Consider the following 25131-nt stretch of genomic DNA (forward strand, 5'->3'; position numbering starts at 1 on the left):
TATAAGTTTTTATGATTAAATTTATAGTAGGCTGATTACCAAAACATTTAAACATCGTTGCATTATGAAAAATCTAGAATTTACCCCACGAAACGCCAGAACGCCTTCTTTAAAGTCCACATTAAAATCGACTTTTAAAGGAGGCACAAAAGTAAACAGAATTTATGAGGACCTTAAGACAGGTAAACTAGATTTATTAATTCCTGAAAGTTTTGAGGAATCTGTATCTAGTCGAATAAAGTACTTGTTACCTTCTCCTAAGCAGATTACGGTTTCTTTTAAACATTGCAGACCTGTAAATGATCAAAACAAAATTATATCCGAAAAAGTAAATGCAGCTACAAGACCCGACATCTTAACGATGCATAACATAAAAATACCAACAGGTTACGTACCTAAAAAGATTATTTTAAGTTACCAAGTTTATACTGATGCTGAAAAATCTGTGCAAATTAATTTTAAAGTGAATGAAAAGATATCTAAAAAAATTAATCCGTCTTTAGAAGCAAAGAAAACCACTTTAAACGCAGTAAATACAGACGCTATAGCATACAGTTGTTTTGAAGATTTATTAGAATTTGATTTAAACGACTTATCAGAAAATTCTATAGCTGCCGCAGCTTATTTAAATGAAAATAACGAAATCCCTTTTTCTTTATTTATTCGTGAATCTACACATCACTCGTTTCATGTTTCTGTAGTGTGCGATTTTCAAAAATCCACATTTAAACATTGGAAAACAGATACATGCCGCAAATTGAGAGATAAGTACACATTCCAACGCGAGCAGTATGAAAGAAAGTTTCGTGAGCAACAACAACAAGATGAACATTCTTTGTTAGATTGGATTTAGGGTCTGTAATTGTGTTATAGCGAATCGATTTGGGAGTTACATTTGAAGTTTATGTAAAAAAAATCACCTTTATAATAAAAACAAAGGTGATTTAAAAATTAACACTAAAAACAATTATTTAAACTTCGACACCCCAGATTTCAACCACATATGATACGCTTCTACATCTGGAATATAACCAACAGGTTCTACTAGTTTTTCTTCGTTATGATTGATGATTACATAAAACGGTTGCGAATTTGATTTGTATTTTATGGTTTGCATCTCACTCCATTTTTGTCCGATGTACTTTAGCTTTTTTCCTGGTTTTAACTGAGAGTCTACAATCTCATCATCCTCAAGTTTTCGTTTGTCATCTACATATAATGAGATTAAAACCACATCGTTTTTTAATAGATTTAAAATTTCTGGCTCAGGCCATACATTTTGTTCCATTTTTCTACAATTTACACACGCCCAACCTGTAAAATCTAACATTACAGGTTTACCTACTTTTTTAGCGTAAGCTAAACCTGTGTCGTAATCGTTGAACGCCATGATATCGTGTGGCGCTAATAAATGTGCCCCTTTAGGTAAATCGCCATGAGCGGATGCGCTACCACCTGATACTAATTTTGAGAACCCTACACCATAAGGCGATTCGCTATAGTCTTGTGGTGGCGGAAATGCACTAATAATATTTAAAGGTGCGCCCCAAAGGCCTGGAATCATATAAATAGTGAAGGTTAATACGATAAGACCTAAACTTAATCGCCCTACCGAAATATGCGTTAATGGGGAATCGTGTGGTAATTGAATCTTTCCGAATAAATAAAACGCTAGGGTTCCAAAAATGGCAATCCAAATCGCGATAAAAACTTCACGTTCTAAAATGTGAAGCTGTAAAACTAAATCCGCTTGACTTAAGAATTTAAATGCTAGAGCCAGTTCTAAAAATCCTAAAACCACTTTTACGGTGTTAAGCCAACTACCTGATTTTGGTAATGAGTTTAACCAACCTGGAAAGGCTGCAAATAGTGCAAATGGTAATGCAATGGCTAATGAAAATCCGAACATTCCAATTATTGGTGCGACTCCTCCTTTTGATGCCGCTTCCACTAATAAAGTTCCCACAATTGGACCTGTACATGAGAACGACACAATAGCCAAGGCTAAGGCCATAAAAAAGATACCCACAAGTCCGCCACGATCTGCCTGAGAATCGACTTTATTTGCCCAAGAATTTGGTAACATGATCTCGAAAGCACCTAAAAAAGACACCGCAAAAACAACTAAAAGCACAAAGAAAATTATGTTAAACCACACATTGGTGGCTAAGGCATTTAAAGCATCGGCTCCAAAAATTCCAGTTACAGCAATACCCAACAGTAAATAAATAACGATAATACAAATACCATAAATAATGGCATTCTTAATTCCAGCGGCTTTGTTTTTACTTTGTTTAGTAAAGAAACTCACCGTCATTGGAATCATCGGGAATACGCATGGTGTTAATAAGGCCGCAAACCCTGATAAGAAGGCAATAAAAAAGATTGACCAAAGTCCTTTATTAGAGGCTGAATCCTCGGTAGTTTTAATGGTGTTATCTACAGCGACCGCTGGTGTTACAGTTTCAGTCGATTCTGTAGCTAAAGCTGTTTTTCCATTAAGCTGAAATTCTAAATCAATTTCTGTTGGTGGTAAACAACGGGTATCGTCGCAGACCATAAACTCCACAAATCCGTTTATTGTAGATGTTGCTTTTGTGACTTTTACGTTTTGACTAAATTTTGCTTCACCATCAAAATATTTTATTTCCATTTCGAAAATAGGGTCCTGAACCGTATGTCCTTCTCCTTCTGCAGTATTGCCGTTTAAAATGAAATTTTCTTCCGAATTATCGTAGATAAAGGTCGTCGCTATCGGGCCACCTTCGGGTACGACTTGCGAATATAAATGCCAACCCGAATCGATATGTGCTGTAGCAATCAAGTTATATTCTGTATCTGATATTTTCTCTACAGAAGTCGTCCATTTTACAGGATCTAAAACTTGAGATTGACTAATATTAGTAATAATAAGGAATAAAAATAAAACTACATTTTTCATACCTGAGAACTTTAAATAGGTTTTAATGTTTTGGTTTAATTATTATTTCATAGGTTTTACTTTCATTCAAAATTTGATTCGCTAGATGTTGAATATCCTGTTCTTTAATAGAATTTATCAAATTTTCGAAATTATCAGGATCATCCATGTTCTCGTTATATCTATAATACCTAATTATCTTTCGCATGTAATACCCATTATTATCCTTAGCTTGTGCACGTTCCCTAAAATAATTAGCTTTAATTTTACCTAACTCATTTTGCTTAATTGTCCCTTCAGAAATTTTTAAGAATTCTTGCTTTACCACATTAACTAATTTATCTGCCATTTCTGGATTACAATCAAAATTAAATGAAACGTTAGCTTCTGGTTTTGGCTCTCTAGAAAAGCTTGCAGATGCTCTAGGACTATAGGCACCTCCTTCAGACTCTCGCACCGTTTCAGTAACTCGCAATTGTAATAAATCACCTAAAACTTGTGTTACTACGGCATTTTTAATTGAATAAGGCATTTCCAACATGTAAGCCATATTAACAGATGCTTTTGGATCTTCCATTTCTAAATAGATTTCTTTATCTATCGTTTCTGAAATCCATTCTGGCTGATTACTAGCAATAAAATTTTCTTTTATATTCTTAGATGGAATACTTGCTAAAAAAGTCTCTAATAGAGGTTTTAATTGTGTTTCAGAAATATCTCCAACAATGAAAAATTCAAAATCTGAGACATTTTCAAATCTCTCATTATAAATAGATTCTATATTTTCTAAAGAAATCGCCTCTGCATAAGCTTTATTTAAAATGTGTCTTTTAGGGTTATTTTCGCCATAAAGAGTATAGGTAATACTATCTTTAATTTTTTCTTCAACATCTTTACCTCTACTAACTAGATAATTTTCTATATTATTTTCGAGAACTTGATATGCATTTTCATCGAAACGCGGTTTTACAAAATACGCATGAACTAGCTGTAACATTGTTTCTACATCCTTAGTATTTGAACCACCTATAACCGTTTCTGTAAATTCTCCAATATTCAGATTTACACTAGCCGTTTTACCTGCTAAAAACTTTTTTAACTCGATAGCTGAAAAATCTGTTACTCCAGAATTTGACACTAGAGATGTTATAACACTTGCTGATGCTAAATCTTCATCGTTTATTAAAGTTTTACCCCCATAACTTACAGCACTTAAAGACACTATATTTTTCTGTTTATTGGCAAATTTATAATGCACTTTGACATTATTGCTTAAAACATATGTTGTAGCTTCAACCTCTTTATCAACCTCAACACTTGCAATTTTGCCTGGCACAATTTTTAAACTAGAAACAATTGTTTTTTTGTCTAAAACTTCTGTATATGGGGTTAAATTAGAATCATTTTCAACTTCTTTTATAATTTGAATAGCTTCTGTTTCAGTTAAATTGTTTTGCCCATCAACACCAATTACATTAATAAATCTATTAGATTTAGAATAAAGCCTCTTAATAGTATTATGAATCTCTTGTGCTGTAATTTGATTTAACAATACTTTAGCTAATTCATACTCTTTATTTATATCTGTCATTGTACTATTATTCAAAAAATTACTTTGAATAGTTCCTTCAATACTTTTATGGCTACGAGTAGCCCACATAGAAATTTGATTTTCGTATGACGTTTTAAACAAGTTTATATTTCTATCTATTTCTGACTGATTATAACCAAATTTAACGGCACGATTTACTTCAATTAACACGTCTTTAAATGCTTGTTGTTGTTGATTTGGCTTAGGATACACACTCATGCTAAACACTTTAGAAGTTCTAACCATTGTGCTATATCCCGTACTTGCAGATAAAAAACTAGCATTTGGGTCTTGAACTTGTTCTGAAATTCTAGAAGACAACATATTTACGGCTAAAGACTCTAAAAGTGATTGTTTAAAATCGGCTATAGTTTCTGGTTTTAAAGTTTTTTTATGACGTATGCCAAGAGAAATTGATGATCTAGATACTTCTGGATCTGTACCAAAACTATATAACAACTTTTCATGTTCTGGAATGTTCACGTAATACCTTTCCTTCGAATTTTTAACTGCAGGTATTTTTGAAAATTTATTTTTAATTTTTAATTCTATTTCATTTACATCGAAATCTCCAATAACTGCTATTGCTTGCAAATCTGTTCTATACCAATCATGATAAAAGTCGCGTAAATCCTTATAATCAAATCCCTCAACAACAGACATTAGCCCTATTGGCAATCTATTTACATATTTAGAATTATTAAATTTTACAGGCATTGAACTTTCATATAAACGCTTTTGACCACTTTGTCCTGTTCTCCATTCTTCTTTAATTACACCGCGTTCTGCATCTATTTCTTCATCTGATAACAGCAAGTAGTTAGACCAATCATTTAAAATTGTTAAACAAGTGTCTACCATTCCATCCTCATTCGGAATGTTAGTTAAATTATAAACAGTTTCATCGAAAGATGTATAAGCATTTATATCTTTTCCAAAAACAGCACCATGGGCCTGCAGTGTATTTAGCATCCTTTTTCCTGGAAAATTTTGCGTCCCATTAAAAGCCATATGCTCTAAAAAATGAGCTAAACCTTGTTGATTATCATTCTCTAAAATAGACCCAACATTTTGAATAATATAATAACTACTTGCACCTTTAACAACATCTGTACTTTTTATATAATAAGTCATCCCATTTGGCAATACACCTTTAATAATACTTGAGTCTACAGGTAAAGGATTGTCTAAATTTAAATTTTGGCTATTCCCTAAAAAACTAACCGATATAGTAATGAATAATGAAAATAAATATTTCATGAGTTTTTTTTAAATTTTTAAAAATTAAAGAAGATTTTAAATAAAAAAGGGTTATCGTAATAATAACCCTTGAATGATCTTTCATAACTTTAGTAAAATGACTAATTCAAAATAATCTATACTAAATAATAAACTAGAAAGATTTTGGCTTATAAAGTAAATGCTATAATAAAGTTAAAAACCTTTGCTTTATTTTGTTTAAATGTTAAACATACAGTATCTACACCTCTTAAATTTAGGTGTATAATATCTATTATATTTTTTATTCAGATTGTACAAAAACCTATTATACTATTCAGTTTTTATTATATTGAAAGTACAATAGGCATAAGAATCATAATTTTACTCTAATTTCAACATTTCAATTTTTCGTTTTAGAAGTAGTTGAATATATCTCTGAGAGCGTAATTGTTCTATTTGAGCACTTTCTAAATACGCTTGATTATAAGCTTTTTCTGCAGATTCACGATTATCTGTTTTTTTATAAACATCTCCCAGTAAAGCGATAACATTAATACGATTCATAATAGGCATATCATTTGATTCTAATGATTTTGTAATCCAACTAATAGCTTGTTCGTGTTGTTCGTTAGTAATATTATTACCAGCAGATTCATACATCATTTGAGCTGCTCGAGCTAGTCCCATTGAAGAGACATCTTCTCCTTGAATTTCAAAATATTTATTTTTTAAAGTGATATAGGTATCAACATCTTTATCTTGGTATAAAGCATAAAGAGCATCACAATTTGCTTTAGCCATTTCGTATTGAGAAGTAATGTCATTATTTTTAACCACACTATATACTGGTTTCATATCTCCTTTTATACGCTCGACATGAGTCATATAACTTGTATCACCATTTTTTGCTAGTTCTTCTGCCAACTCTGTATTATATCTAATTATATAAAAAGCTACAGGCTCTCCAACATCTGCTAGATATTGGTCGAAGTTAGCAACCATATATTCAATCACTCTATCATTGGTTCCCTGTGTTTTATAAAAAGTAGTTATCGTAGAGTAGTCTGATTTATTAATTAAACCATTTTTCATTACAATTTTTTTATCAATATATTCTTCAAAAATTTTATTGACTCTAGTAATCCACTTTTGTTTATTAGCTCCTGTTTGGATTGTTACAAAACTGGGGGCTTTAGCTAAAAGCTCCCCCATAACTACTAAATCATCTTTATCTTCCTTATATTCATCATAAATTTCTTCAAAATTTTTCACGTCTCCTTTTACAGTCTGGCCCATGTCCATTAATTCTTGAATATCTAGAGCACTACTAACTCTAGATAGTGAGTTTCCTTGAGCATCTACAAATAACAATGTTGGCATTGAAGTAATTTCTCTCTCCTTTACAAGGTTAGCATTAATTTCACTTTCGACGTCTAATTTTACAGAGACGAAATTTTCATTATAATATTTACCTAGTTCTGTATCTACATATACTTGCTTATCCATCATTTTACAAGGTGCACACCAATCGGCATAAAAATCTATAAATAATGGTACATTTCTCTTGCCTGCTTCAGCTAACGCCTCTTCATAAGTTCCCTCAAAAAAGTTTATTCCTTGAGCATTAATTTTTGTGAAGAAGCTTAAACTTAACATCACAACATATATTATTATTTTATTTAATTTCATTTGTTTTAATTTAATTTATTCAACTGTTATAGTTAATGCATCTTCAACAACTCCAGAGTAATCGCCCGCATTATCAATACGGATACTAACAATATAAGTACCAGGAGTAGTATCTGTATTTAGTGGATATATAACTTGTCCTAAGCCTTGAACTGAAACATGATTTAAAAAATAATCAACACCAGCCTGATTCACATTTTCTGAACGCACGGTCTCGACACTAAAAACTAAAGGTTCTGTACCTAAAACTCCACTAATTTTTTGCGACACCCATGGTGATTGATTTTCAATTCTCAATGCATCCAAATAAGTATCTAACTCCATTCTTATAGTTAATGTATTTGGTAAATATTCAGCATTTTCAATATCTAAATATCCAACTTCGTCACTGCATCCAATATTTAAAATACCTATGAAGACTATTAATATGTATATAATTGATTTTTTCATTTAATTTCTTTTTAAAGTTTGTCAATAATGTAATCATAGTGCATAGAGTGCACAATTCCGTTTGAAGGATGTATATCGGCCGAAGCAATTTGAGCAAATCTTATACTCGTACCGTCTGCAGAGTTAAATTTAACAAGCACAGGACCAACACCATAAATTAAATCTATATCCTCTTCTGTAAACAGCTGAATTTCAGCTCCTCCTATAGAAGTAATATAAACGCCTCCATCTTGAATTAAAGGAATTTCATCTCTTAAATAAACATCTTCAAATAAGTGATTTAACAAAATCTGTCTACAAACTTCTGGGTCTGTTTGACTTACCGATTCTAAATTCTGAGTATAAATCCATTTTCTGATTGAATGAGAAGTTAATCCCATGAACATCACCTGAGGATAGTTTGGGTCAATTCCATTAAACACATCTGTTAATCCTGCATGTTCTATCATTTGTACAGTAAGATCCCAATTGTAATCATCTGTTAATAAATACTCGTAAATGGTTTTATCTGACAATTCTCCATTAGCTAAACCACTGTCAATAAGGTTATCCTGCGTAGTACAACTGAAAGCTGAGAAGATAACAAGGAGATATACTAATATTTTTTTCATCTTTTTATTTTTATTTTTTATTGTACTCTGTACCAGTATATGTTTTGCTTTAAAAGCGTATTATTTGTAAATGCAGCCTCTCCAATATTTAGATATAGAGCTCCATCTTGAATATCTTGATCACTTAATAATGCAAAAGCAGGAGGTAATTCTGTATCGATATAATTATTTCTTAACACATCGTAATACCTACCATTTTCCATTAAAAGTTCTTTCTCTCTTTCTTTAAAAATAGCATACTGTATGTCTGCATCTCCTTCGGCTGGATAAAGCTCTGCTTTAGCTCTATTTCTAATTGTATTTAAATCGGTTATAGCATTTGCTTCATTACCTAATTTAGCATAACACTCTGCTCTTAAAAGATAAATTCCTGCAAGTCTAATGTAAATATTATTACAATCTAACCCTGTCATTCTAGTAATTCCAGTGGTTTGACTTACAACTCTAAATACACCATTACTAACCTTATAAGGATAGGAAAATTGATGTCCTGCTGTTGCCATAGAATCTACTTTATAGAAATAGGTTTCTTTTCTTTCATCTTCTCCTTTATACATATTTTGTATTGTAGAAGCTTCAAACTTAAAGGTTACGGCTGCACCTTCAATAGTAGATGTACCGTCGTTATAATCTACAGGCCAAGTTACATACCTCTCTATGATAGGACTAATATATCCTACAGAATTATCCTCTAAATAAAAACGTTGAACTTCTAAAATACTCTCACTCGCCATTAATCGAGTTGAAGGCTCCCAGCCAGAAAAATTTTGTTCTAGCATGGTAGGAATATCTATTGCAAGGTTATATAATCCAGAGTCTTCTCCAGATATTAATTTAGTTGACCATTTTATAGATTGCTCGTAAGCCTCTGAAGAAGAAATTCCTGGCCAATTATAAAGTTCGGCCATACTACCTTGCCAAGCGTATATATGTGCCAACAAACCTGCAGCTGCTCCTTTAGTACCGTATTGTTTTGAAAGTAGCAATTCACCATTGTTGTCTGTTAATTCGCCATAACTACCTAGCATTTCATAAGCTTCTTCCATATTGTTAATTGCCTCAGCAATAACCTCGTAATCTGTACTATTAGCATAGGGTTCAAAATTATTAGTACTTGTTGTAATTATAGCATTCCCCCAAATACGTCCTAATTCAAAATACATCCATCCTTTGCAAAATTTAGCTTGACTTATGTAAAAATCTATTCGTTCTTGAGATATGTTTCCTTCAGCTTGATGAACATTTTCTAACATTAAATTACATAGATATATAATATCGTAATACGGTGACCAATCACTATAAAATGAAGAGGTTACAGTAGCAGGTACTAGGTCTCTTAAATTTGAATAGCCCGAATTATCGCATCTATCTGCTGCCGCCCCCATGGCCTGATGCGAATCATTTTTTATAACACGTTGAATATACCCTTCGATACTGATTAAAAACCCCATTAACTCATCGTCATCATCAAATGCATTGGTTATAGACTGTCTATCTTCTGGAGTTATATCTAGTGAATCTGCGCAAGAATTAAGCATTCCTGCGAGACATATTAAAAGAATTAAATACTGTTTCATTTTTTTATTTTTTTATTTTTTAATAAAAGATGGATTAAAATCTTTTATTCTATTAGAAATTTATTGAACAACCTAAAGTGAATACTCTAGGTAACGGATAACTATCAAGATTATCGACCCCTGTTATATTAACAGCCTCAGGATCTAGTCCTGAATAATTAGTAATTAAGAATAGATTTTCTGCCGTAATAAACACACGAGTAGATTCTAACCCAATATTTTTCATCCAATCTTGATTAAAATTATAGGAGATATTTAAACGTTTTAACCTTAAATAATTAACCGTTTCAATATTAGTATCTACCATAGGATCAGCTTGAGGACTATATCCTAAATTAGCAGAAGGGAACATTGGGTTGTAATCGCCATTCGCATTATCAAACCCCTGTTGTGACCAAAATTCGGCATTATTAACATCTAATAATAAAGGGCCAACACTAGGGTCTCTACTATTTAGATAAGATGAATATGGCACGGCATTAATAAGTGATTTAGAAAGTGTATAAGTAAATAAAAAGTTTAAATCGAAGTTTTTCCAAGTTATACGGTTATTAAAACCTCCAGTTGCTTTTGGTAATGGAGACCCCTTATATACTTTATCTAATTCATTAATACGGCCATCGTCATTTAAATCCTTAATTTTTTTCATTCCTACCTGAGTTGGGTACAAACTACTCCCTTGATTTTGTAAATTTACAGAACCATCAACATTGTAGTATACAGGAATATCTTCTTCACTTTCAATAAATCCATCTTGGACATATACATTAAACCCAAATAAAGGATTTCCTAAAATAAAATTGTCTACATCTCGATTGTTATAGCTTTCCTCAAATTTATTATAGTTCCTTGCTATATTAAAACTACTTGTCCATTTAACCTCTGTATCTCTAAAGATGTCAGCTTGAACCGCGAACTCAATACCTTGATTAGACGTTGAAAAGGTATTTCTCCATGTTTTATCTTTAAAATATACATCACCAGGAAGTGGAGCATTATAGATTTGGTCTTTGTTATATTTGTAATAATAATCTGCAACAATCTTTACACGATAATCAAATAAATTAACATCTAAACCGATATCGTATTGTTGAGATTCTTCCCAATTTAAATTATCATAAGACACTTGATCTGGAGCTAAACCAGGAACATTTAGAAAGTATGGCGAACTGGCATCGGACACGGTACCTTGTGCTAAATATGGGTCGTTAAATTGTATCCCCGTTACACCCCATGATGCTCTTAACTTACCAGAAGACAACCACCATGCATCATTCATAAAATTTTCGCTGGAAAAATTCCATCCTGCAGCTAGTGATGGGAATGTTCCCCATTTTTTACCATCGCCAAACGTACTAGAACCATCTCTTCTTATAGTACCTTCAAATAAATATTTTTCATTAAAATTATACGCCACTCTACCGAAATAACTCAGTAAAACCGTTTTACTATAGGTAGAAGAATAGTTTCTTGTAAAAATTGAAACACCATTTTGCTCTATTACAGCATTTGAAGCTGGAATTTGAGGTACGTAATGAATATCATTACTAGACATTCCGCTACCATAACCTATACTAGCATTATTAATTCTAGAGGTATACCCTTGTCCTAACAAGAGTTCAAAGTTGTGTTTTTCATTAAAGGTTTTATTATAATTCAATAAGTTTTCCCAATTCAACATAACCCCCATTGTGTTATACGCAGAAACTTTAGATAACCCATATTGATCATCTAAATAAGATGGAATAAAAATATTACTCGTTGCAAGAGATAAATCTACAGCAGGTGATGATGTGAATTTTAGACCAGGTGCTAAATCTAATCCAATTCGCAGGCCAGAACGTAATCTATAGGTATTATTTTTTTGTTCTGTATCTGCAATTCTATTAGCCTGTTCTATAGCTATAGGATTATCTATAGAGCTTAATGAAGAAACCGAAATTGGAGAACCAACCATATAAGCAGCACCATTATTACTGCTACCTCCTATACCTCTGTTGGTATAAGCAAAATAATTTGTTGAAGTAATTGATAGGTTTTTTCTTGGATTAAGATCCAAGTTTGCAGTTAAATTATATCGCTTAAAAGCCGATCCAGGCATTATACCTTCTTCTTTATAGTGCCCTGCTGAAACATTATATCTAAATAATTCGGTACCCCCATTTACTTGAAGATTTACATTAGTAGTTTTTCCTGTTTGGAAAAAGTAATCCCACCAGTTTGAATTATTATTATAATATGAATTTAGACTATCCTGTACAGCAGGTTGATATGCACCATTTCTAACACCATTACCCCAGAACCAGTCAAATGTTCCATACTTATTCCATGAATCTTCATATGATTGAGGTACAATATATGTTCTAGTTGCAAAGTCATAATACGCTGTCGTAGCTCCTTTAATAAATTTAATAGCAAATTGACGCTCAGCATTCCCTAAAGTTTGTACAGGTGTTTTAGGTAGAATAGAATATCCTGTTGACACATTAGCTTTAATTTCTGCCTTTCCTGTTTTACCTTTTTTTGTAGTTATAAGTATTACACCGTTATTAGCTCTAGAGCCATACATAGCTGTAGCTGATGCATCTTTTAACACCTCCATAGATTCAATTGTAGAAGGATCAATATCTGCTAATCCGCTTACAGACAAGTCTGTATTATTTTCTGAAATAATAGGGATACCATCTACTACATACAGCGGCGAACCATCGTTTAAAACCGTACCATCTGGACCTGTTACCCGTAACGAATTTTGACCTCGAATACTAACAATTGAACCTGTACCTCCAGGAGCTCCAGATTGGTTAACTACAGCTACACCCGCCATCTGCCCCTGCATAAGATTCTCAAGATTTGCAGCTGGCATATCCTTAATAGCATCTGCCTTTACAGAAGCCACAGAATTAATAAGTTCTTTTTGATTTCTCTCACCATAAGCTACTACAGTAACTTCATCTAAAGAATTTATATCCTCTTCAAGCGTTACTAATAAATTGGTATTTTCACCTATAGTTAGTTCAGAATTCTTATACCCAACAAAAGAAACAACTAGCTTTGAAGTTATACCCGATTCTACGGGTACTTCAATAACGAATTTTCCTTCAATATTAGTAGAAACACCATTCAAAGTCCCTTTTACTTTTACTGTAGCACCAGGTAACTTTTCTCCTTTCTGATTTTGTACAACACCACGTACAGTTAAAATATCTTGTTGAACCGTTTTAGCAGGAACAATTAAATACAATTGATTGCCTTGATTTTTTAATTCGAAGTTTTTTCCTATCAATTTAGAAATAGCATCTTCAAAATCAACATTATAAAAATTAGCTTCTACTAACCTATTTAAATCGAGCCCTTTATTACTATAAAACAACTCAACATTGGCTTGTTCTCTTACTTCTTTTAAGGCTTCATGAAGCGGTACTTTTCCCTTTTTTAAATTAATTTTCTGGGCATAAGCAAAAGCCGCTACGTTAAAAAACAGAAGAGCAAAAATAAAAATAGACCGTTTCATAATCCTCACAATTTCGCTTTTATGACGTAAGAGGAAGCCTTGCTTCTCCCTCACGAAAGATTTTTTTTCATACATTTGCATCATTAGATTTGTTAATTTAATTACACGATTGGTTAACACATTTTAAACCGGATGGGATCGCCAAAAACTATCCGGTTTTTATTTTAATTACTACTTAACTTTCACTTCTATTATAATTTTATCGTTCCTTTTATGTACTTGATATCCTATACCGGAAGTTTCTGAAATCATTTCTAATAAATCTTTAACAGGTGCATCTTTTTTCACAACACCAGTAAAGAGAATATCTTTTATATCGTTTAAGTTTTCAAATTTTGTTTCAAAACCGTACCATCTTCCCGCTCTCTTTAAAATGGTAGCAAGATCTTCGTTCTCAAAATAGAAAATACCATCTTTCCAAGTACTATAATTTCTTACATCAACTTCACTTACATATACTCTCTTAAAATTATCAAACTTTAAATATCCTCTCTGACCTGGACTTAGCACAACACTATTAGTATCGTCTGAAGACAACTCTATTTTTCCCTCAACCAGTGTAGATGAGAAAAAATCATCTTTTTTGTAAGCACTTACATTGAATTCTGTACCCAATACAGTTATATCTTGTTTTTCTGTAGACACAATAAACTCTCCTTTATTTTTAACTACCTCAAAATATGCTTCACCTTCTAAGGTAACTCGTCTTTCTGAAGTATTAAATACTTCAGGATACTTAAGCGTTGAATTTGAATTTAACCATACTTTTGAACCATCAGGAAGGATTAGCTTGTAAATACCGCCTATAGGAACATATAATGTATTTACTCCTACCGCTTTTTTACTATCATTGTTACTGTTATCTACAATGAGGTATTCTAGAGTATTATTTTTATTATTTATTTGGGTTGATGTTGAAGATTTAATCATCTCATTTTGGTGAGCTTCTAAATCAACTTGTTCACCATTAGCTAGGACAAGAGTTGCCTTGTGATAGCCAGGTTTAATTTCTTTTAAATTAGATTCTGTAATTTGGGCTGATGATTTTAAATTATTAAAATAAGTTAAACCAAAACTTATAGCAATCAGAGAAGCTGCAACGACATATTTAAAAAATGATTTTTTATATAAAGGAATTACTTTAGAAGGTTTTTCTATTTGAATAGTTTCTAAAATATTAATAAGCATTTTGCTTTCCAACTTACTTTCAGCCCCTAATTCTTCAACCCATTCGTGTGTTTCTTGAAAACTCTCGTAATAATTAACAAGCTTTTTAACTTCTTCAATAGTAATTTTACCTTCAAGATGTTTTTCAATTAGGTCTTGAAAATCTTGAATTTTATATTGATTGTCTTTCATCAGTTAAGCTAAATATTAAACGTTATATAAGGTAAGTGTCTAAAAAGAAGACTACCCCCTAAACGAAATTCAATTATTTTCTAATTTTATCGAATAATATCTAACAAAAGACAAATGAAAGCTTGAAAATATTTAACTATAAGAATGAAAAGTTGATAAAAATGCAGTGTAAATTTACATCTGAGATTGGTAGAATATAATCAAGAGTTAATAAAAAGAACTACGAATAAAACTTGACCTAAAGATGCTCTCAAAACCCGAAGAGCATTAGTAATATGATTTTCTACTGTTTTAATAGAAATACCTAATTGTTCGGATATTTCTTTATGACTTAAGTGTTCATTTCTGCTTAACACATAAACTCTTTTACATTTTTCTGGTAAAGTATCAACAACTAATTCAATGTGATACTTTAATTCCTTATGCATCATTTTAGTTTCTGGAGTTGTATACTGCATACGTTTATCGAGTTCTTCAAACAACTCTACTCGCATGATTTTGTTGCTTCTAAACTCTGCAAAAACCTTATATCTTACACATGCATAAAGGTAACTTTTAAAAGATACTCTTATTTCTAACTCTTTCCTTTTATTCCATACATCAATAAAAACGTCTTGTATAATTTCTTCACACACTTCTTTATCTTTCAGTAAATTATAAGAAGATATATAAAGTATTTTCCAATAATTTTTATACAATACAGTTAATGCTTTCTTATCGTCTTTCTTTAAACCTTTTATAATTTCAATATCAGAATCAAACATTATTATTTTTATTTATCAATCGAATACTAGGAATTCTTACGAGTTAATTTAAGGTTAAATTTTTGCTAATATATGCTAAATCTCCTTATTGGATTGCTTTAATTTCTGAATTAAGGAAAGTGTTTTATGTTTTTTTTTATATTAATAAATTGACACGTCTATAATAATTGAATCATAAATAAAAATGTTCTTTTTAAAAGAAATCATTAATCAATAAACCAAGTGTTTTCTAAGATATATTAGAAATATTAATACGCAGTATCAATAAGGAGATTAATAATGATAACGGCTGGAGAGATTTAGAAAAACATATAAAAAATGTACATTTCGATTTTTTAAAAAGACTAAAAGAAAAACACCCAAACATCTCTTCTAGAGAACTAGATTTATCGATTTATTTGTTATTAAATATGTCGGCAAAATAAATTGCTGAAGTAATGCATATTTCTACCAGAGGTGTAGAACTGGCTCGTTAGAGACTTAGAAAAAAACTTGGTTTAGAACTCAAACAGAATTTAACTGGATATTTAATAAAAATTTAAGAAGGCTTTTATTCCTATAGTCCTTAATTTTTTTGTGACAATGATTTTGATAAGAAAAACGAAGTGTCTATAGAGAATATCATTAAAACAGCCCTTGATTGGTGACCTTTAAAACTAAATCATTTTGTTCAGAAAGTTTATATTGCATTTAACATACAATATATTCAGAGAAAGAAGTATTTATCAGTTAATTACTAATTGAATATTAAAAACTCATTATTCCCGAAAGAATTTAGAATAGATTAAAAACTAGACTAACTATACTTAAAAAAAACAAAACCCCATAACATTACTGTTACGGGGTTTTAGCGGAGAATGAGGGATTCGAACCCCCGGAGGTGTGACCCTCAACAGTTTTCAAGACTGCCGCATTCGACCACTCTGCCAATTCTCCTGAGTGCCTCATCAGGTATTCCCTGAATGCGGGTGCAAATATAAGACGCTTTTTCGTTTATTTCAAATAAAAACTAAAAAAAATTAAAATATTTTTACACAAAAATTATAATAAATTAAATGTCAAAGAGTTGAATTCGTATTTTTCTTTTAATTTTATTCGGTAGTGTCATTCTTTTCAATAATTATTCAATACTAAATGAAATAAAGTCGGTTTCAAATCCTATTTTTGGAGCCTATTAAATCAGTATATGGATATTATAAAACAGTTGCAATGGCGATATGCCACAAAAAAGTTCGACAATACACGGCAGATTGAAGACAATAAACTACAAATATTATTAGAAGCATTTAATTTAACAGCGACCTCTTATGGTTTACAACCAGTAAAACTTGTAGTAATTAACAATAAAACGTTGCAACGTGAATTAGTAGCAGCTTCTATGAACCAAGAGCAAATAGCTCAAGCGTCTCATGTTTTAGTATTCTGTATAGAAACAACAATAGACTCTGTATTTGTAGAAAATTATTTTAACCGTGTGCAAGATTTACGCGAAACTCCAGATGCCGTTTTAAAACCTTTTAAAGATTTTTTAATTTCTGATTTTGAAAATAAAGAGCAAATACAAATTGAGAATTGGGCGACTAAACAGGCTTATCTAGCTTTAGGAAATATGTTAACCGTTTGTGCTTTAGAACACATTGACGCCTGCCCAATGGAAGGTTTTAAACCCGATACCTATGATCGTATTTTGAAGTTATCGGAAAAAGGATTGAAATCTGTTTTAGTGCTTCCTATTGGATATCGTGCTTCAGACGATTTGTTTTCTGAATTAAAAAAAGTTAGAAAACCCATAGCAGATAGTATTATTCACATATAACCCTAAAAAAGATAACGAATCTTCGTTTTCTCTTCTTTTTTATTCCTTGCATTAATCGTAAGTTTGAATTCAACTTTAAACTTACCTCATGCCTGGATTTGAACTTTTTGGAAGTGCAGAACAAAAAGAAGTACACGATGTACTAGATAGCGGAATTTTAATGCGTTATGGCTTTGATGCCATGAGAAATAACCATTGGAAAGCTAAAGAATTAGAAACGGAATTAGAAAACCAAATGCAAGTTAAGCATGCGCAATTGGTGTCTAGTGGTACAGCTGCTGTATCCGTAGCATTAGCTATTGCTGGTGTTGGTGCTGGCGACGAAGTTATACTTCCTACATTTACCTTTGTAGCAAGTTTTGAAGCCGTTTTAATGCTAGGCGCTATTCCTATTCTTGTTGATATTGACGATACTTTAACCCTAGATATTGAGGCCGTTAAAAACGCCATTACTCCACAAACAAAAGCGATTATGCCTGTACATATGTGCGGCGGTATGGCACGTTTAAAAGAACTTAAAGCGATTTGCGACACTCATAACTTAAAACTTATTGAAGATGCTTGTCAAGCTATTGGTGGAACTTACGAAGGAAAAGCCTTAGGAAGTTACGGAGATGTGGGATGCTTTTCATTCGATTTTGTAAAAACAATTACTGCTGCTGAAGGTGGAGCCATCATTACAAACAACGACGACTATGCCACTTGGGCAGATCATTACAGCGACCATGGACATGATCATGTTGGTTCGGATCGTGGCGCTGAAAGTCATCCGTTTTTAGGATATAATTTTAGAATTTCGGAATTACATGCTGCTGTAGGACTAGCACAAGTTAGACGATTACAAGATTTTATTGCTATTCAGAAAAAACATTATACCATATTAAAAGAGGCTTTAAGCACGATTCCTGAACTTACGTTTAGAACAATTCCCGAGGAAGGTGTAGAAAATTATTCCTTTTTAAATTTCTTTTTAACAGACCTAGAAACAACAACGTCTGCAATGACAGTTTTAAAAGAAGCTGGAATAGATGGTTGTTTTCATTACTACAACAACAATTGGCATTATGTTAGAAAATGGGAGCATTTAAAAGATGCTAAAAGTCTATTCCCTATGCCTGCGCCTACCAAAGACGCATTAAGCAAGATAGATATTAATAACTTTAAACAATCTGATTATTATATTGCGAGAAACATCTCTTGTTTAATCAAATTATCTTGGACTGAAGATGAAGTAAAATTAAGAGCTTCAAAAATGGTAGAGGCCATTAAAAGCGTATTATAATAAATACACACATATTATAAAAGCCATGCCCTGTATTACAACAGAGCGTGGCTTACTTTTTTGATATAATTTTTTTGATACTCTTTACACAACACATTCTTTAAGTAAAAGATTTACATCTAGTGTTCAAATTGAAATGTATTTGTGTTAGCGCTCTCTAATCAAAACACGTTTATAAATAAATTCCATTACAAAGCAAAAAACAATAATACCAAGTGAAATAAAAACACCTATTGTATTGCCCGAAAATTGCTGTATGATTAGGGTTATAAAAGCTAGGAAGCAAAGCGCACTTGCAATGGCGTGAATAAGCTTATTAGAGCCTAATTCTGCGTGTTTTTTATAACCAATATAATTAACAATACAGAACACAAGTAAAAAGCCTGAGCTTCCCGCTGTGGAGATACTTTCCAAATTAAATACATTCACTAAAGCAATAGATAAGATAGCCGTAATTAATAATCCTATAGGTTTACCCCAAAACTGATGACAGAAATATTTTGGAAGTTCTTGATCTACAGCAATATCGTAATTCACTCTACCACTTCCTAAAACAGTAGCATTTATAGCCGAAAACGTAGAAATTAATGCTGTTATAGTAATAATTGTAAATCCTACTTGACCTAGAGTGGGTTCTGCTGCTTTTGCTAAAACGTAATCTTGAGCATCTGCAATTTCTTTAAACGGTAACGACCCCACAGTTACAATGGCTATTAAAACATACAACACAACCACAAAACCAACGGCTCCAAAATAGGCTTTTGTAGTATTTTTTTCTCGATCTTTTAAATCGGATATTGAGTTTGCTATCAATTCAAATCCTTCGTAAGCCACAAAAATTACCATACCGCCTGATAACAACAAAAAAGGGCTCTCCCAATGAGATGGTGACAATTGTTCCAAATGTTCTGGATGTGAAGAAAATCCGTAAATCCCAACGCCTATAAAAGCAATTAGGATAAGTAACTTAATAACTACAGCGACAGATTCAATGCGACTAACCAGAGCTACACTTAAATAATTAATAAGAAGCGCTATAACAATAATGGCCGATTGCAATATATGAGTATCGATAGTTTTGTCTCCTGTTATAGATAACAATGCTACACCATAAGATCCAAAAGCAGATGCATAGAGTGCTAACATTACAATATAGCTAATCCAAAGTAGATTATTTATTCCACCTGCAAAAACACCGTTTCCAAACTGCTGATGAATAAATTTAACAGTACCTCCATTTTCAGGATACTTCATAGATAACTTAGCATACGAGTACGCCGTTAACAACGCGATTAAACCCGCAAACAGAAATGCTATAGGTGTACCTCCTTTTGCTAAGGATACGGCAAGACCGAGTACAGCAAAAATACCGCCTCCAACCATACCTCCTATTCCAATGGAGATGGCATCTTTTAAACTTATTTTTTTATTCATTTGAAATTAGGATTAGATTAGGTAAGAAGACCTGTCTAACTAACGAAACTACCTTAACAGACTAGAAAATTAAACTTCTTTTAAATTTTAAAATTAAGTCAATATTAAAAGGTAAGGAAACTATGAAGCAAAAAAAAAGTTCAATGTAAAACATTGAACTTTTAAAGAGCCGATGGAGGGACTCGAACCCACGACCTGCTGATTACAAATCAGCTGCTCTAGCCAGCTGAGCTACATCGGCCTGAAAATCGAGTGCAAATATAGAGCTATTTCTAATATCTGCAAATCTTTTTCAAAAAAATTTAATTTAAATTATTAATTTTTTCAATTAACGCACGACCTCTTGTCTCTAATTCGTTGTTAATTGCCTTAAAATGAGCTTTAGTATCTTCAACGTTCTTATCGTTTACTTTGGTAATTAATTCATCAAAAACAACAATTGCTTCATCAATAATAGCTTGACTTTGTTTAGTATCTTTGTCAGTATTGGAATATTCCCACATGTAAACAACTTCAATAATATCGCCTAAAACATAATTAATATCTTTTTTTAGGTCTCTAACATTTGCCATAATATAAAATTGTATTTATTAGTTGGCAAAATTACATTAATTCAAAATATAATTGATTATAAATACGAAATAAATATTGCTCATATAAAATATAATAATTACTTTTATTACATGAATGTAACTAAAGCCATTACTAAGCAAATTTGTAATCGTTTTTCACAACAGTGGAAATCGATTGTCATTTTTATGCTTTATAGCAAAGCTCGTGGTGCATCTTGAATATAGTTAACTATTACATAATATAACGATAAACAATAAAGGTGCTTTTTTAAAGGCACCTTTTTTATTTTTAACCTATTACTAATTTAAATTTTAATATCATGAAAAACTTAATTTCTATTACACAGAAAAACCAGAAGCTTATTGCGCTTTCCAATCGAATTAACGTCATGTTTTGTACGTACCACTATTACGAATTGAGACCCACATTAATATACCCTTAAATAACAACATTATGAATACAAATATATACACCAACGTACCTTTTACTGTAACAGAAAGCATAAGTAACGCAAACGGATTTTTATTACCGCATAACCTTTATAACAAGATTAAAACCGTTGCCTCTTATCCAATTAAAGAGTTTTATTTACAAGACGCACCTGATCTTTCAGATGTGAAATTTAAAATGCATAAAAATGCATTTATAGATGATGAATTAACCATACAAGCACAATTAATAAAGAAACATGATAATGGCTATTTGGTTAATGTTATCGTTACCAAACCAAAGCCAATTACCAATCATCATGAAACCATTTGTAGTGCTCTGTTTGGTGTTACTTTAGATAAAAATTATTTTAAGGAAACAAAAACAGCTTGTTAAATAAAATTCCCGAGTGTTACACCCGGGATTTTTTTTTGTATAAAAGTTAACAACTTAACTTCTCTAGACGTTGTTTAATAACATATGTATTATTACAGAAGTGTACAGACTTTAAAATAGTCTTCCTTTTTTAAATATACAGATTACCTTCTATTTTGTGCGCAGTAACTTAATCGTTTAAGTTGTGCTATAATATTACCTTCCGAATAATTGTAATTTGTTATGTAAAATCATACCATTACAAAGAGATCCAAAAGCAAACCCGGATTGATTTACTTTCCCGAATAACTAACAAAATTTCTAGGCGTTTCGTAAAGCGTAATTTCTAAATCTAAATAGTCGTTAAGCTTAGGCTTGAGTTTATTATAAATAACAACAGCAATGTTTTCGGCTGTAGGATTTAAATCCTTGAATTCAGGTACATCTAAATTTAAGTTTTTATGATCGAAAGCTTCTTCCACTTCGTCTTTAATAAGTTGCTTTAAGATTTTTAAATCGATTACAAATCCTGTTTCTTGATCTATTTCGCCAGTAACACTTACTATAATCTCATAATTATGACCGTGATAATTTGGATTATTACATCGTCCAAAAATCAATTGATTTTTTTCGTCTGTCCAATCTTTTCTATATAATCTGTGGGCCGCATTAAAATACCCTTGTCTACTAACTTTTGCTATCATGGATTAGGATACATTTATAAATTCATAAAACTTATCAAAAATAATTTTAAACCAAGACGTATAATTATCTGGATTCAATTTAATGTCGTTTTTAACAGCATCTAAGGTCATCCACTTCCAATCGGCAACTTCTTCAGGATTAATTTTAGGTTCACCATTGTAATACCCTACTAATACATGATCGTATTCATGCTCTGTTAATCCATTTTCAAAAGGCGATTTATATACAAAAGAGGTTCGCTCTTCTAAAGCAGTTACAAAGCCCATTTCTTCTTCTAAACGTCTTCTACCCGCCTCTACATTAGATTCACCTTCTCTCTGGTGGCTACAACACGTATTGGTCCATAGTCCTGGAGTATGGTATTTATCTAATGCCCGTTGTTGCAACATCAACTCGTTTTTATCATTAAATACAAATACAGAAAAGGCTCTATGTAGTACGCCTTTTTCATGTGCTTCTAGTTTTGGCATAAGCCCGATTGGCTCATCGTTTTCGTCAACTAATATTACGTTTTCTTCTATCATATTGTAAAAATACCAAGTAAAATTATAAAATACGTTAATGTGAAGATAAAATTAAAAAGCCATGTCTTCAATTAATATTTTTCTTACTAATAATAGTATCTTTGCGTCCTATTTTCAAGAATTATTATGAGTTTTAAAAGTGAAATAAACAGACGTCGTACCTTCGGAATTATATCGCATCCCGATGCCGGTAAAACTACGTTAACTGAGAAATTACTTCTTTTTGGTGGTGCAATTCAAGAAGCAGGAGCCGTAAAAAGTAATAAAATTAAAAAAGGAGCAACGAGTGACTTTATGGAAATTGAGCGTCAGCGTGGGATTTCTGTTGCTACTTCTGTATTGGCTTTTGAATATAATGGTATAAAAATTAATATTCTTGATACTCCTGGACACAAGGATTTTGCCGAAGATACGTTTAGAACACTTACCGCTGTAGATAGTGTAATTGTTGTAATTGATGTTGCAAAAGGGGTCGAGGAACAAACTGAGAAATTAGTTGAAGTTTGCCGTATGCGGAACATTCCAATGATTGTTTTTATAAACAAAATGGACCGTGAAGGTAAAGATGCTTTCGATTTGTTAGATGAAGTTGAACAAAAACTAGGTTTGAAAGTTGTTCCTTTAAGTTTCCCTATAGGAATGGGTTACGACTTTAAAGGGATTTATAACATTTGGGAAAAGAATGTAAATCTTTTTAGTGGGGATAGTAGAAAAGATATTGAAGAAACTATTGAAATTTCTGATTTAGCCTCTCCAGAGTTAGATAAAATTGTTGGAGAAAAAGCAGCTAATACCTTAAGAGAAGAAATTGAATTGGTTGATGGTATATATCCTCAATTCAATAAAGAAGAATATTTACAAGGTCAGGTTCAACCTGTGTTTTTTGGTTCTGCTTTAAATAATTTTGGAGTTCGCGAATTATTAGATTGTTTCGTAGACATCGCACCAAAGCCAAGAGCAAAACAGAGTGAAGAACGTTTAGTGCAACCAGACGAAGATAAATTTAGTGGATTTGTATTTAAAATTCACGCCAATATGGACCCAAACCATAGAAACCGATTGGCTTTTGTTAAAATTGTATCTGGAGAATTTAAGCGTAACGCACCTTATTTACACGTTAGAAGTAATAAAAAGGTAAAGTTCTCGAGTCCAAATGCCTTTTTTGCTGAAAAAAAAGAGATTGTAGATATTTCGTATCCTGGAGATATTGTAGGACTACAGGACACTGGAAGTTTTAAAATTGGAGATACACTTACAGAAGGGGAAGTTATCCATTACAAAGGTGTTCCAAGTTTCTCTCCAGAGCATTTTAGATACATTAACAATGCAGACCCATTAAAATCTAAACAACTTAATAAAGGTATCGACCAGTTGATGGATGAAGGTGTTGCCCAGTTATTTACTTTAGAACTTAACGGAAGAAAAGTTATTGGTACGGTTGGAGCTTTACAGTACGAAGTTATTCAATACCGTTTAGAACACGAATACGGTGCAAAATGTACTTACGAAAACTTGAATGTATTTAAAGCATGTTGGGTAGAACCAAAAGATAAAAAGAGCGACGAGTTTAAAGAATTCTTGCGTGTTAAACAGCGCTTTCTAGCCAAAGACAAAAGAAATCAGTTGGTATTTTTAGCCGACTCTCAGTTCTCTTTACAAATGACTGAACAGAAATATCCTAATATTAAATTCCACTTAACATCGGAGTTTGATTAAATTCTTTTTAAAATATATAGACACCTTTTAAACATGTGTTAAAAAAAAATCCCATTGAACTAATCAATGGGATTTTTTGTTTTTTAAGCTTCCCCCTGTTGGGCCAAAATTTAGTGGAATTGGAGATTGCTATGAAAAACTATTTCGAGCAACCCCAAGGATTCCTTATTAATGCTTTGTAAATAATCAATCTATTAAGCCTCCCCTGTTGGGCCAAAATTTAGTGGAATTGGAGGTTGCTCGTAATCTTTAATTTCACCATGAGCATTTTCGAAACGGTTAACATTATCGGCTAATGCCTTTAATAAGCGTTTAGCGTGCTGTGGTGTTAATATAATTCTAGATTTAACCTTACTCTTAGGTGTCCCTGGCATTATGCTTACAAAGTCTACTACAAACTCTGAAACAGAATGGTTAATAATTGCTAAATTAGAATATGTTCCTTCAGCAATTTTCTCGTCTAGTTCTATATTAATTTGTCCTTGTTTTTGAGGATCTTTTTCGTCAGCCATATCTTTTTGTTTTTATAATAAAAAATCCTACTCAATAAAATTGGGCAGGATTTTTAAAATGTTTTAAGA

The 25131-nt window shown here is 31.9% G+C and carries 19 protein-coding genes and 2 tRNA genes; 5 read left to right on the forward strand and 16 right to left on the reverse strand.

Annotated elements, in window-relative coordinates; translation table 11 throughout:
* The first annotated feature begins 64 nt into the window (after positions 1–64).
* Positions 65–853 carry a hypothetical protein gene (locus BN863_RS12305; RefSeq protein WP_038531028.1) on the forward strand — a complete coding sequence of 263 codons (789 nt, stop codon included), beginning with the start codon at positions 65–67 and terminating at the stop codon, positions 851–853.
* A 114-nt stretch (positions 854–967) separates the two neighbouring features.
* On the opposite strand, the gene BN863_RS12310 is transcribed toward BN863_RS12305, so the two are convergent.
* From BN863_RS12310 to BN863_RS12355, 10 genes are all read right to left on the reverse strand, one after another.
* Entirely contained in the window at positions 968–2941 is a 1974-nt protein-coding gene (locus BN863_RS12310) for a protein-disulfide reductase DsbD family protein (protein ID WP_038531030.1), read from the reverse strand.
* A 22-nt stretch (positions 2942–2963) separates the two neighbouring features.
* On the reverse strand, positions 2964–5771 hold the full coding sequence (locus tag BN863_RS12315) for a M16 family metallopeptidase (protein WP_038531032.1): 2808 nt from the start codon (positions 5769–5771) through the stop codon (positions 2964–2966).
* 342 nt (positions 5772–6113) lie between these two features.
* Entirely contained in the window at positions 6114–7388 is a 1275-nt protein-coding gene (locus BN863_RS12320) for a thioredoxin family protein (protein ID WP_158409011.1), read from the reverse strand.
* A 48-nt stretch (positions 7389–7436) separates the two neighbouring features.
* Positions 7437–7871 (reverse strand): hypothetical protein, encoded by a 435-nt coding sequence (locus BN863_RS12325; RefSeq protein ID WP_038531037.1) that lies wholly within the window; start codon positions 7869–7871, stop codon positions 7437–7439.
* A gap of 11 nt (positions 7872–7882) precedes the next feature.
* Positions 7883–8482 carry a fasciclin domain-containing protein gene (locus tag BN863_RS18070; RefSeq protein ID WP_051774770.1) on the reverse strand — a complete coding sequence of 200 codons (600 nt, stop codon included), beginning with the start codon at positions 8480–8482 and terminating at the stop codon, positions 7883–7885.
* Between the two features lie 17 nt (positions 8483–8499).
* Complete coding sequence (locus BN863_RS12335) at positions 8500–10059, reverse strand: RagB/SusD family nutrient uptake outer membrane protein (RefSeq protein WP_084817540.1); 1560 nt, start codon at positions 10057–10059, stop codon at positions 8500–8502.
* 52 nt (positions 10060–10111) lie between these two features.
* Positions 10112–13573 (reverse strand): SusC/RagA family TonB-linked outer membrane protein, encoded by a 3462-nt coding sequence (locus BN863_RS12340; RefSeq protein WP_051774772.1) that lies wholly within the window; start codon positions 13571–13573, stop codon positions 10112–10114.
* 171 nt (positions 13574–13744) lie between these two features.
* The gene (locus BN863_RS12345) at positions 13745–14932 is read right to left on the reverse strand and encodes a FecR family protein (RefSeq protein WP_038531042.1); all 1188 of its coding nucleotides are present in this window, start codon (positions 14930–14932) and stop codon (positions 13745–13747) included.
* 200 nt (positions 14933–15132) lie between these two features.
* On the reverse strand, positions 15133–15696 hold the full coding sequence (locus BN863_RS12350) for an RNA polymerase sigma-70 factor (RefSeq protein ID WP_038531045.1): 564 nt from the start codon (positions 15694–15696) through the stop codon (positions 15133–15135).
* 851 nt (positions 15697–16547) lie between these two features.
* A tRNA-Ser gene (locus BN863_RS12355) sits at positions 16548–16632 on the reverse strand.
* 250 nt (positions 16633–16882) lie between these two features.
* Here BN863_RS12355 and BN863_RS12360 point away from each other — a divergent pair.
* Together BN863_RS12360 and BN863_RS12365 are read left to right on the forward strand one after the other, a co-directional pair.
* Positions 16883–17512, forward strand: a complete 630-nt coding sequence (locus BN863_RS12360; protein ID WP_038531047.1) for an NAD(P)H-dependent oxidoreductase — start codon at positions 16883–16885, stop codon at positions 17510–17512.
* 88 nt (positions 17513–17600) lie between these two features.
* Positions 17601–18794, forward strand: a complete 1194-nt coding sequence (locus BN863_RS12365) for a DegT/DnrJ/EryC1/StrS family aminotransferase (protein ID WP_038531048.1) — start codon at positions 17601–17603, stop codon at positions 18792–18794.
* Positions 18795–18941: 147 nt separating this feature from the next.
* Here BN863_RS12365 and BN863_RS12370 read toward each other — a convergent pair whose 3' ends face one another.
* The 3 genes from BN863_RS12370 to BN863_RS12380 form a co-directional block, all read right to left on the reverse strand.
* Positions 18942–20228, reverse strand: coding sequence for an APC family permease (locus BN863_RS12370; RefSeq protein ID WP_038531050.1), 1287 nt, complete (start codon positions 20226–20228; stop codon positions 18942–18944).
* A 167-nt stretch (positions 20229–20395) separates the two neighbouring features.
* Positions 20396–20469 (reverse strand) — tRNA-Thr (locus BN863_RS12375).
* A 61-nt stretch (positions 20470–20530) separates the two neighbouring features.
* On the reverse strand, positions 20531–20800 hold the full coding sequence (locus tag BN863_RS12380; RefSeq protein ID WP_038531053.1) for a hypothetical protein: 270 nt from the start codon (positions 20798–20800) through the stop codon (positions 20531–20533).
* Between the two features lie 454 nt (positions 20801–21254).
* Here BN863_RS12380 and BN863_RS12390 point away from each other — a divergent pair, with 454 nt between their 5' ends.
* The gene (locus BN863_RS12390) at positions 21255–21626 is read left to right on the forward strand and encodes a hypothetical protein (RefSeq protein WP_038531058.1); all 372 of its coding nucleotides are present in this window, start codon (positions 21255–21257) and stop codon (positions 21624–21626) included.
* 272 nt (positions 21627–21898) lie between these two features.
* On the opposite strand, the gene BN863_RS12395 is transcribed toward BN863_RS12390, so the two are convergent.
* Both BN863_RS12395 and idi read right to left on the reverse strand, forming a co-directional pair.
* Complete coding sequence (locus tag BN863_RS12395) at positions 21899–22309, reverse strand: 6-pyruvoyl trahydropterin synthase family protein (RefSeq protein ID WP_038531060.1); 411 nt, start codon at positions 22307–22309, stop codon at positions 21899–21901.
* 3 nt (positions 22310–22312) lie between these two features.
* Positions 22313–22834 carry an isopentenyl-diphosphate Delta-isomerase gene (gene idi / locus BN863_RS12400; protein ID WP_038531063.1) on the reverse strand — a complete coding sequence of 174 codons (522 nt, stop codon included), beginning with the start codon at positions 22832–22834 and terminating at the stop codon, positions 22313–22315.
* A gap of 126 nt (positions 22835–22960) precedes the next feature.
* On the opposite strand from idi, the gene BN863_RS12405 reads away from it, so the two are divergent.
* Positions 22961–24550: a peptide chain release factor 3 gene (locus tag BN863_RS12405; protein WP_038531066.1), complete on the forward strand. Its 1590-nt coding sequence runs from the start codon at positions 22961–22963 to the stop codon at positions 24548–24550.
* A gap of 194 nt (positions 24551–24744) precedes the next feature.
* Here the strand turns inward: BN863_RS12405 and BN863_RS12410 are convergent, their stop codons facing one another.
* Positions 24745–25062: a DUF3467 domain-containing protein gene (locus BN863_RS12410; protein ID WP_038531069.1), complete on the reverse strand. Its 318-nt coding sequence runs from the start codon at positions 25060–25062 to the stop codon at positions 24745–24747.
* Positions 25063–25131 lie beyond the last annotated feature (69 nt).

The organism is Formosa agariphila KMM 3901, from assembly GCF_000723205.1.
GTDB classification, from domain to species: Bacteria; Bacteroidota; Bacteroidia; order Flavobacteriales; family Flavobacteriaceae; genus Formosa; species Formosa agariphila.